Annotated in this window: 10 protein-coding genes; 3 read left to right on the top strand and 7 right to left on the bottom strand. The window is 39.4% G+C overall.

The features are described 5' to 3' along the window. Window positions 1-144: 144 nt before the first annotated feature. A complete protein-coding gene (locus Q8P68_02955) occupies window positions 145-1,692 on the bottom strand; it encodes an HDIG domain-containing protein (GenBank protein ID MDP4008127.1) in 1,548 nt (515 codons plus the stop codon). A gap of 384 nt (window positions 1,693-2,076) precedes the next feature. Here Q8P68_02955 and Q8P68_02950 point away from each other — a divergent pair, with 384 nt between their 5' ends. Beyond that, window positions 2,077-2,694 carry a hypothetical protein gene (locus Q8P68_02950; protein MDP4008126.1) on the top strand — a complete coding sequence of 206 codons (618 nt, stop codon included), beginning with the start codon at window positions 2,077-2,079 and terminating at the stop codon, window positions 2,692-2,694. 183 nt (window positions 2,695-2,877) lie between these two features. On the opposite strand, the gene Q8P68_02945 is transcribed toward Q8P68_02950, so the two are convergent. From Q8P68_02945 to Q8P68_02930, 4 genes are all read right to left on the bottom strand, one after another. Then, window positions 2,878-4,116 carry a cysteine desulfurase family protein gene (locus Q8P68_02945; protein MDP4008125.1) on the bottom strand — a complete coding sequence of 413 codons (1,239 nt, stop codon included), beginning with the start codon at window positions 4,114-4,116 and terminating at the stop codon, window positions 2,878-2,880. A gap of 68 nt (window positions 4,117-4,184) precedes the next feature. Beyond that, window positions 4,185-4,736, bottom strand: coding sequence for a GerMN domain-containing protein (locus tag Q8P68_02940; GenBank protein MDP4008124.1), 552 nt, complete (start codon window positions 4,734-4,736; stop codon window positions 4,185-4,187). Between the two features lie 32 nt (window positions 4,737-4,768). After that, window positions 4,769-5,659, bottom strand: a complete 891-nt coding sequence (locus Q8P68_02935; GenBank protein ID MDP4008123.1) for a prohibitin family protein — start codon at window positions 5,657-5,659, stop codon at window positions 4,769-4,771. 25 nt (window positions 5,660-5,684) lie between these two features. Then, the gene (locus Q8P68_02930; GenBank protein ID MDP4008122.1) at window positions 5,685-6,383 is read right to left on the bottom strand and encodes a cob(I)yrinic acid a,c-diamide adenosyltransferase; all 699 of its coding nucleotides are present in this window, start codon (window positions 6,381-6,383) and stop codon (window positions 5,685-5,687) included. Window positions 6,384-6,519: 136 nt separating this feature from the next. Here Q8P68_02930 and Q8P68_02925 point away from each other — a divergent pair, with 136 nt between their 5' ends. Further along, on the top strand, window positions 6,520-6,987 hold the full coding sequence (locus tag Q8P68_02925) for a sporulation protein (GenBank protein ID MDP4008121.1): 468 nt from the start codon (window positions 6,520-6,522) through the stop codon (window positions 6,985-6,987). A 55-nt stretch (window positions 6,988-7,042) separates the two neighbouring features. On the opposite strand, the gene nrdR is transcribed toward Q8P68_02925, so the two are convergent. Continuing rightward, window positions 7,043-7,489, bottom strand: a complete 447-nt coding sequence (gene nrdR / locus Q8P68_02920) for a transcriptional regulator NrdR (protein ID MDP4008120.1) — start codon at window positions 7,487-7,489, stop codon at window positions 7,043-7,045. 68 nt (window positions 7,490-7,557) lie between these two features. Between nrdR and Q8P68_02915 the strand changes: the two genes are divergently transcribed. Then, complete coding sequence (locus Q8P68_02915) at window positions 7,558-8,634, top strand: PrsW family intramembrane metalloprotease (protein ID MDP4008119.1); 1,077 nt, start codon at window positions 7,558-7,560, stop codon at window positions 8,632-8,634. 5 nt (window positions 8,635-8,639) lie between these two features. Here the strand turns inward: Q8P68_02915 and Q8P68_02910 are convergent, their stop codons facing one another. Then, the gene (locus tag Q8P68_02910; GenBank protein MDP4008118.1) at window positions 8,640-8,951 is read right to left on the bottom strand and encodes a hypothetical protein; all 312 of its coding nucleotides are present in this window, start codon (window positions 8,949-8,951) and stop codon (window positions 8,640-8,642) included. Window positions 8,952-9,159 lie beyond the last annotated feature (208 nt).

Below are 9,159 nucleotides of genomic sequence, written 5' to 3'. Positions count from 1 at the left end.
TAACGTACAAAATCTGTGCACGTGCACACTTCCACATGATCAAAATTCATTAAATTTGTTTTCGTACGTTTGGATTTTTTAGATTTCAGCATCTACATGCTCTCAAACATACTTTTGATTGCCCAATTTGTTTCAAGAACCTGATTAGTACCGTTTAGCCGGCATTTTTTCTTTGGCGGTTTCGTAGGCTTCGGTAGCGCGGATCACATTGATTTTGATAGTTCCAGGGTAACCCATATTCTCCTCGATGTCATGAGCGATTTTTTGAGCGATACCTTCGGTCATCGTGTCATCAACATTTCTTTCGTCAACATAGGCGCGAACTTCACGGCCGGCATTTACTGTAAATGCCTTTTTGACTCCTTCACAACTGGAGGCGCGATCAGTTAATTCACGAACTAACTGCAAATATCGTTCGATAGTTTGTTGGCGCGCGCCGGGGCGCGCGGCAGACATAGCATCTGCTGCTTTTACTATAAAGTCTTCAGGTCTAATACATGGCACTGCATCATGATGTGCGTAAGCTGCATGTATTGTAAGTGGATCCATATTAAATTTCTCCATTAAATCTTTACTCAAATGATCATGTCCAATCGCCTCGTCGAGATCATGGTCAATCGCTTTACCAAGATCATGGTAAAACGCAGCGTCAAGTGCACGTTGTACATTTGCATTTATCGCCTCAGCAATCATCCTTGCGAAGAAGGCCACCTCCATAGAATGCCACCAGATATTTTGCCCGAAACTGGTTCGGAATTCAAATTTACCTATTAGGAAGATCAATTCTTCCGGAAGGTCTTTGTAGCCGAGCATTTTTGCCGCTCTTTTCCCAAAGTCCATTACTACTCTGTCAATTTTCTTTTTAGCCTCAGCCAAAGCCAGATCGATAGTTTTATTATCTACAGTTTTTTTGTGTGAAAGTATTTGCAGAGCCTCTTTTGCAATCGCTCGCTTGTACATATTGAGACATGAAACTATGACTAGGTTTGGTTCATAATTGAAAATCACCACACACTCCGCTTTTTCTTCAAAATAATTTATGGTTTTACCACCTTGCCCAACGAGTGGACCTTTCATGGAGTCATTTTTAAGTTCAAATGAAAATTCCTTTGTGTCTACAGAACTTTGAGCGGTATAACGCTGCAAAGATGCTGTTAAAATACTCTTCGCGAGTGGCACGACATCATCTTTGTAATCCGGAGCATCCATAATCCTTAATTGATCATCTTTCCAGTTTGCAAAGTCATGTTCATGTTTTTCTAAGATTGTTTTTAATGTTGCATCTTTTGTCGTTCCGGCTTTTTTTGCAGCTTCATCTGACACTTTTTTCTCAACTTCTTCAGTCGCAATAGTGACATTTTTCACGTCCTTATCTAGATTTTTGATAGTACCTTCAAGTTGAGCTACTCTAGTATCCCTCTTTTTAACAAGTTCTTCTTTTTCAGTAATCATCTCCTCTTGCTTCTCAAGTTGCTTCTCAAATTCTTCATTTTGCTTCTTGATTCGCCCCTTATCTTCTTTTGCTATTCTTTCTCTTTTTTCTATACCTTCTTTCGCTCTTTGTTTGTTATCAGCAATAAGCTGCTCGGCCTTTACTTGTGCATGGGCCAACAATTTATCCTCCAATTTGGAAGACGAAACGAGCAGAAATGAAATGAGTGCGATGATCGCACCGAGAATATAAGGAATCATGTTGGGAAATTATTTGAAATTATACCTGTTGCCTTTTTATCGTTAACGACAATTTAATTACAGTTAGCCATCCTAATCACTAGCATCAATTCAATTGTAATTAGCTACCTTCGTCGCTACCAATAATCATTTCAGCTAAGCCATACTACAGTCTCACATAAAAAACAGCAATTCTATTTGAGTTTTTAATGTTTTTTTACTCGAAATTTTAAAAATATTTCATAATTGAGTGCTAGAGTACGTACTTCAAAGGTCATCGGGCACGGCACGTCACGAAATACGGCGTTCAAGCTCTGCGCATGCGCACACCCTCTGAAGTACGGCGTTCAGAGCCTACCAGCTAGGAACAACGTCTGAAGTATCTATTTCATAACCCAATATCATATGAAACTTATAAATTCTCGTGATTTTCACAAAAATCCTGGCAAACATTTGGCATATTTGAATCGTAACTCGGAAAATGATCGCAACTTGGATGAAAATCGCATAAATGCGACGGATGAATCAGGGCTAGAGGAAACGGATACACTTACAATTATCATGAGGAGGAATAGACCGATTTGTGTTTTATCCTCAATAACTGAAGAAGAGTTTTGCCATATAAAATTGCAGGAAGATATAAATCAGGCACTTAGAGAGATTCAAAATGGCGAAAAATTATCACATGAAGAGATTACGCAAAAATTTTTAGGTCGACAGATGGGGTTGACCTACACACGTTACAAAATTATATATGCCGTTCGGGTTGTAAATGATTTGAACTTAGCAAGTGCGAAATCACGTACGAGGATTTTAAAAAAACTTTATGAAAAATGTCATTTCAGAGAGCCATTTGACAGCTATGTTGAAAATAGCAGCCGTAAGGATACAGGGTGCGTATATGATTATTCAGAAATCAAAGCGGGAAAATACACAATTGTATGTTTAAAAGACGAAGCAAATATACATGTCCTATGTATATATCCACCATATGGTAGTTGCAAAGAGAAGTTCCGGTTGTGATTACGTCTAGACTTCTTCTAATTCGAAAGGATTTTCACCCCTCTGAAGTACGGCGTTCAAGCTCTGTGCACGCGCACACCCTCTGAAGTACGGCGTTCAGAGCTTATTCCCAGGAACACACTTCTTCAGAGTTTTTAGGCGATATCTTATTCTGATTCTAATAATCCTTTGTTTGAATTTTTTTTAGTAAGTTGGTGAGCTATCGCGAAGATCATGAATAGCTGTAGTCAATGTTTTGATAACATAGTCCAATTCTGCTTTTGTAGTTGAGTGTCCGAGGCTCAGGCGTATAGCGCCGGTCGCCAATTCTTCGCCCTTGCCCATTGCGATAAGTACATGCGAAGGGTCGAGTGAGCCGGAGGTGCAAGCTGACCCTGAGGTTGTATATATTCCAGCCGTATCAAGTTTCATCAAGAGCATAGCGCCATCTATTCCGGCGAACGAGATATTTACGTTATTTGGTAGGCGATTTATCGCCTGGCCATTTCCCATTGGTCCATTTAAGTAAGAATCCGGAATATTTTTTAAAATTTCTTCAGTTAAATAATCACGTAATTCAACTAGATTTTTGAGTGCCATTCCATCGACAATTTCTCCATTTCTAAATTTCTCTGCGAGCTTTAGAGCTTCCGCCAAGCCAACTATTGCAGGTACATTTTCAGTGCCGGCGCGCAGTCTGTGCTCTTGCCCCTCTCCACCAAAAATCATTGGTATGATTTTAAATGATTGTTTCTTATAAAGAACTCCAATACCTTTTGGCCCATAAATTTTTGAACCGTTCAGGGTCATCAAATCAACATCGAGAGCCTGTACATCAAGTGGCAGAGCTCCTCCGGCTTGGCATGCATCAGTATGAAAAATCACACCTTTTCCGTTTCGACCCTTTGATTCGTGGCAAATTTTCGCAATTTCAGCGATAGGATTGATAGCCCCAACTTCATTGTTTGCATACATTATGGAACAGAAAATCGTTTCTTCTCGAATTGCCTCCGCGACCTTTTTAGGGCTTACCATCCCAAATTCATCAACTTCTATATATGTAACATCAAAATTATGATTTTTCTCCAAGTATTCAATCGTATTTAAGACAGCACTGTGTTCGGCATTGGAGGTGATAATATGTGGTTTTTGGTCCAGGGCGCTATTTCGAACTTCATCTGCGTAGGCATAACAAATCCCTTGGATAGCAAGGTTATCAGATTCAGTTCCACTAGCAGTAAAAATAACTTCACGAGGTTCACAATTTAAAATCTCAGAACATGTGCGTCTCGCCGTATCCACGGCTCGCCGCCCCTCTTGTCCTTTGGTATGTACACTTCCGGGATTACCAAATTGCTCTATAAAGTACGGCTTCATAGCTTCAAACACTTTCGGCGACACAGGTGTCGCCGCCGCATAATCGAGATACACTTCTTCAATCATTTTATGAGAATAGTTAAGCCCACTTAAAATGGACTCACATTATACTTAAAATCATATAAAAGTCTACTCTACCTGCTACTTAGAGATGCTCTGTAGTTTTCCTCTGAACCATTTAGGTAAAATCTGGCAAAATCAATTCCTTCAAATTGTGTTGCAGTTCGTTCAAGCTGTTTTTCAAAACGAGGCGTGTCACACACACCGCCCATAGATATTTTCCCACTTAAGAATACATTTGCAACGCTACCATTTATCTCTACACCATCAACGGTTAGTTCTGGCTGATAAGCCGCAGTAAACAATGCGCCGTCAACAGCATCCCCACCTATGATTTCATTTGAAAGTGCAAAAAGTTCACTTACAGCTTCATTTATAAGACCCTCACTTACCTCTCTAAATTGCTCTGACTCATAATTTCTAACAGGCACCAAGCTATCCCCGCAGCCGAGGACTTCGCCATTTACACCACCATCATTGAGTATAACTCCATATATAGATACGTTTTGACCTTTAGGCAGGTTAAAACCTCCATTGGTTTTATTATGCTGTACCAGCATATATGTGATAAAAATTATCAGCACGATATCAAACAGGATTATTGTTGAAACAAGTTTAAGTTTCATATTGGTTTTTTAGGAAATCGCATCGGCACAACCTATTGCTGGAAATTCATAAGTGGTACGATATTGTCGGGCAAAATCCCCCATTTGATATCTCCTGCCATTTTGTCTACAAATTCGAGTTGAATAACCTCTGGATTTGAGCGAAGAGCATCACCTTTTAGACGGATTGATTCAGCGTCCGCTTCCGCCTCAATAATTTTTTTTGCTTTCAACGCCTCCGCCTCTTGTTTCCTATATTCAGCCGTAAGTATGTTTTGACGAGCTATTTCTTTTTGTTCGATCACAGCTGCGAATTCTTCAGAAAAAGAAACATTTCGAATGATAAATTCTTCCATAGTTACATTGTCCACTGCAAATGAGGCCTTTAATTCGTCGTTTATTAAATCTGAAATTTCAGAACGTTTTTCTGACACGAGATCAAGTGAATTAAATCTACCAACGACTTCACGAACCGTCTCACGAGCTTTTGGTCTTACAACTTTTGTTATAACGTCAATTTCGGTTCCTAAAGTTTGATATATGATGCTCGCATCATCTTTTGCGATGTGGAAAAGAGCAGTCCCGTCAATAAACACAACTTGCCCATCCTTGGACCTAGCCTCAATCGCATCATTCTCATATTTATAACCTTCTCCGGCTGCGATACTCATCGTGTATTCTTGAGTTCTTACATTAAAAATAGTCGCTTTTTGAATAATAGGAATTTTAAATTGGATACCCTCCCCACGTTCGTTTTCAAGAACTCCACCACGTGTATAGTCAAACATCACTCCGACATGCCCAGCAGGAACCAAGAAGAATCCATCGAAGATAACCAGTAAGATTGCCAGGAACATAATAAAGGAAAGTTTGAAAAGTCCTTTTGGTATAGGGAAATTCATAGGATTTAGATTAGGAGGTGTGATTTTAATTTTAGTTACCATAAGTCGTGCAGTTTTTTAGTATGTATTAGCTAGCAACCTCAACCGCTGGAATTTCAACTTCTTCTGAATTCACGGTAGCAACCTCAATTACTTCTTCTTCAATCTCCGCTTCAATTTCAACAGCTTCATTTTCTACTACAGTATCCTCTTCAATTCTATGCATCTCTTCATCCACTTCTATAAGTTTAGCTCCTTCCCAAATTGTTTCGTGAAGCATGTAATGGTGATTCACGTATCGCGCCATAATAAACAAGAAATCAGAAGTACGATTTATGAATTTCAAAATGTCAGCGTCGACAGTATCTTTTTTGCTTAGCGCAACTATAAGTCGTTCCGCTCTTCTGCATACAGATCTTGCATGATGCAAAGTCGCTGCAGTTTCATGACCACCCGGAAGTATGAAATTATTTAGAGGTGGAAGGATTTTCTCTATCTCATCTATTACTTCTTCTAGGTTTTTTGCCGATGGAGCTTGAAGCTTCTTTGCTTTTTTAGGAGCTGGCGCAGGAGTTGCAATAATCGCACTGATAGTAAATATAGCGCCCTGCAAATATTTAGTAGCTTCGCAAACATTTTGTAGTGAGCATTTAGTCCTTGCCATTCCAAGTAAACTATTCAATTCATCCAAAGTCCCTATCGTAGAAATTCGTAGATTATCTTTGTCGACTCTCTCCCCAATAAGATCAGTCTGTCCGGTGTCACCTTTTTTTGTGTAAATTTTCATTTTTGCGAAGTTATATTTTTTTATTTCGCAGGCAGTATAACTTATATTCACCAATAGATAAAATTGAATTTAGCATTTTGTAAATCCTGACTTGAAGGGTAAAATAGTTTTATTAAATTTTTTAACAAAAATAAACATGGGATTTGTAGATAAGATAAAGCAGTTTTTCGGTATTGGAGGTGTGAAACTACAACTTCAAGCTCCGGCAGAGATTTCAAAGGCAGCGGCAATGGTTAGTGGCACTGTTGTTTTGACAAGTAAAAGTGATCAAAAAGTTCTGTCTTTTGAGTATTGGTTGGAGCAAAGAATCACTACAGGAACTGGAAATAACAAAAAAGTTTCAAAGAAAAGACTTGCAGAATCAAAAGATATGAATGGTTTTGACATTCATGCAGGGGAGACAAAACAAGTGCAATTCTCAATGAACCTTGCGACAGAGGAGCAGAAAAAAGAAGCTGAAGGAGTTTTTGGTGCAATCGCACAAGTAGGTGGGGCTATGCAAGCCCTTCAAGGTAAAAAAATCGAATACCAACTTTGGGTTTCATGTGACGTAGATGGAGTAACTATGGATCCAAATGCACACCAAACAGTGAATCTAGTCTAAAGCGGAGCGATCCGCCTTTGGCGGGTTGATACCCCGTCCGTAAGGGCGGGGTTCTTCATTTTAGTAGCTCTGCGAGCTCCTTTTTGAAGCTTTCCACATCTTTGAATTGCCGATAAACAGAGGCGAAGCGAATATATGCAACTTCATCTATTTTTTTGAGAGCTTCCATAACACCCTCTCCAATGCTTTCAGATGGTACTTCTTTACCTATTGCCACCCATTTTTCTTCGAGCATATCTAGCATTTCTTTGATCTGCGCTTGAGTGATAGGGCGTTTCTCACATGATTTCCAAATTCCAATCTCGAGTTTCTCTCGATTGTATTGTTCGCGTACGCCATCTTTTTTAATAACTATAAAATTAGCAGTCTCTATATTCTCAAAAGTAGTGAACCGATAATTGCACTTGAGGCACTCTCGTCTCCGCCGAATAGCCTTCCCCTCCATAGTATCTCTGGAATCTATAACTTTTGTATCGTGGTGTTCACATTTAGGACAGATCATTGTGGTAAAGGATTTATTGGTATAATAAGGCGAAAAATGATATAATCATAAGAAATAATACGTGCTTAATGAACATCTTTCAAGACATCATACAAACAGAAATTTTTAAATACGTAGTCGCGGCTGTTATGGCGCTTGTGCCCGTGTTTGTCTGGATGTACGTTTGGTTCAAGCCGGCGGGGCCAGGTCGATCAAAGGCAGAAGAGACTAAGCATATGATTTATGTTTTCTTACTCGGAACCCTCACCGTTTTGCCGATTTTGGGTTTGCAGTGGCTATGGTTATATCATCCGGAATTTGATGTTTATAATTTCATAGACTCAAATATAAATAATACACTTATCTGGTTTACGGTGACATATATGCTCGCCGGTGTTATGGAAGAAATTTCAAAAGGTTATGTTATTTATTTTGTAGATTTTTCTTCGATTCAGATAAAAACAATTAATAACTGTATAAAATACAATCTATTAGTTGGGCTCGGCTTCGCATTTAGTGAAAATATTTTATATTTTTATTCCGGAATCAGGACGGGGGATTTCTTGAATTTATTTTCGGTATTTATTTTTAGAGGGATGTTTACGGTGTGTGCACATATGATTTTCTCGAGTATAGTTGGATATTATTATGGGCTTTCAAAATTCTCAGATCCAATTGTAAAACAAGAAAAATGGGAAGGTCGCGAGCACAAATTTGTTCGATGGTATGCGCATCTCAAGGGTACTGATCCACGCCTTTTACTCCCACGGATCAAATGGTGGACAGGAATCGTGATCGCGATGATCTTGCATGGAGCTTATAATTTAAGTCTTCTTGGCGGATGGATATGGCTTTCTATGCTTATCGTAATTGGCGGATTTGTATATGTTCGATATCTATCAACTCGTAAGGCTGGAAACCTCGTATTGGCAATGACAGGAGCAGCCAAACCGTCAATGATGGCTCCCCGCGACGAAGAAGTCGTGCTCGAACTTCTTGGCATGTGGATGAATGAAGGTAAATTTAAAGAAGTCGAAGACATCTGTTCTCGCCTCCTTGAGCGCGATCCCGACAACCGAGTAGTCAAACTTTTTCAAGCCAAAGCGGAGGACAAAGGCAAACTCAAAGGCGCATTCGGGAAACTCAGAGATTCACTTAGGAAGTAGATTATTTACGCTATAGCGATTCGTCCCGCATAAGCTTGACCTTCTTTCATGAGGAGTTCGTGCAGTGCTGTGTGGGCGCTAAACCCAAATAATCCGATTACTTGTGATACATCATGTCTAGCCTCTAGAGTTGTCGCAAAAGTGATTGCATCAAACACGCCACCTTGAGAGTCGATAATTTCCCCAGCTTTACGGGTCGCCCATGCTCTATGAGCTTCTATTAGTTGTTGTAGGGCGGCATTTTGAGTATCAGTGTCGATATCTAAACCTTGAATCGGTCTAATATCTTGATCTTCTGCTATTTGTACTTCTGGCATAAAATTTGAATTTAAACATTACGAGGGCGGATTCTAGCAGCAAAAAGCTGTTTGTCAACATTTCTTTGGTTCTTTAAACAAATTGGTAAACCAAAAGTATGTTTGAGGGCGTGTAGATGCTGAAATCTAAAAAATCCAAACGTGCGAAAACAAATTTAATGAATTTTGATCATGTGGAAGTGTGCACGTGCACAGATTTTGTACGTTA

The organism is Candidatus Peregrinibacteria bacterium (assembly GCA_030700255.1).
Lineage (GTDB): Bacteria > Patescibacteriota > Gracilibacteria > UBA1369 > JABINC01 > JABINC01.
The sequence above is the reverse complement of the archived record's forward strand: the minus strand, read 5'-3'. Positions and strand labels throughout refer to the sequence as shown.

Bases quoted from the DNA above. Each gene is read 5' to 3' on its own strand.
- Q8P68_02945 (MDP4008125.1), bottom strand. From the start codon at position 4,116: ATGATTGAAGAAGTGTATCTCGATTATGCGGCGGCGACACCTGTGTCG.
- Q8P68_02930 (MDP4008122.1), bottom strand. From the start codon at position 6,383: ATGAAAATTTACACAAAAAAAGGTGACACCGGACAGACTGATCTTATT.
- Q8P68_02950 (MDP4008126.1), top strand. From the start codon at position 2,077: ATGAAACTTATAAATTCTCGTGATTTTCACAAAAATCCTGGCAAACAT.
- Q8P68_02935 (MDP4008123.1), bottom strand. From the start codon at position 5,659: ATGGTAACTAAAATTAAAATCACACCTCCTAATCTAAATCCTATGAAT.
- Q8P68_02940 (MDP4008124.1), bottom strand. From the start codon at position 4,736: ATGAAACTTAAACTTGTTTCAACAATAATCCTGTTTGATATCGTGCTG.
- Q8P68_02915 (MDP4008119.1), top strand. From the start codon at position 7,558: ATGAACATCTTTCAAGACATCATACAAACAGAAATTTTTAAATACGTA.
- Q8P68_02910 (MDP4008118.1), bottom strand. From the start codon at position 8,951: ATGCCAGAAGTACAAATAGCAGAAGATCAAGATATTAGACCGATTCAA.
- Q8P68_02925 (MDP4008121.1), top strand. From the start codon at position 6,520: ATGGGATTTGTAGATAAGATAAAGCAGTTTTTCGGTATTGGAGGTGTG.
- nrdR (MDP4008120.1), bottom strand. From the start codon at position 7,489: ATGATCTGTCCTAAATGTGAACACCACGATACAAAAGTTATAGATTCC.
- Q8P68_02955 (MDP4008127.1), bottom strand. From the start codon at position 1,692: ATGATTCCTTATATTCTCGGTGCGATCATCGCACTCATTTCATTTCTG.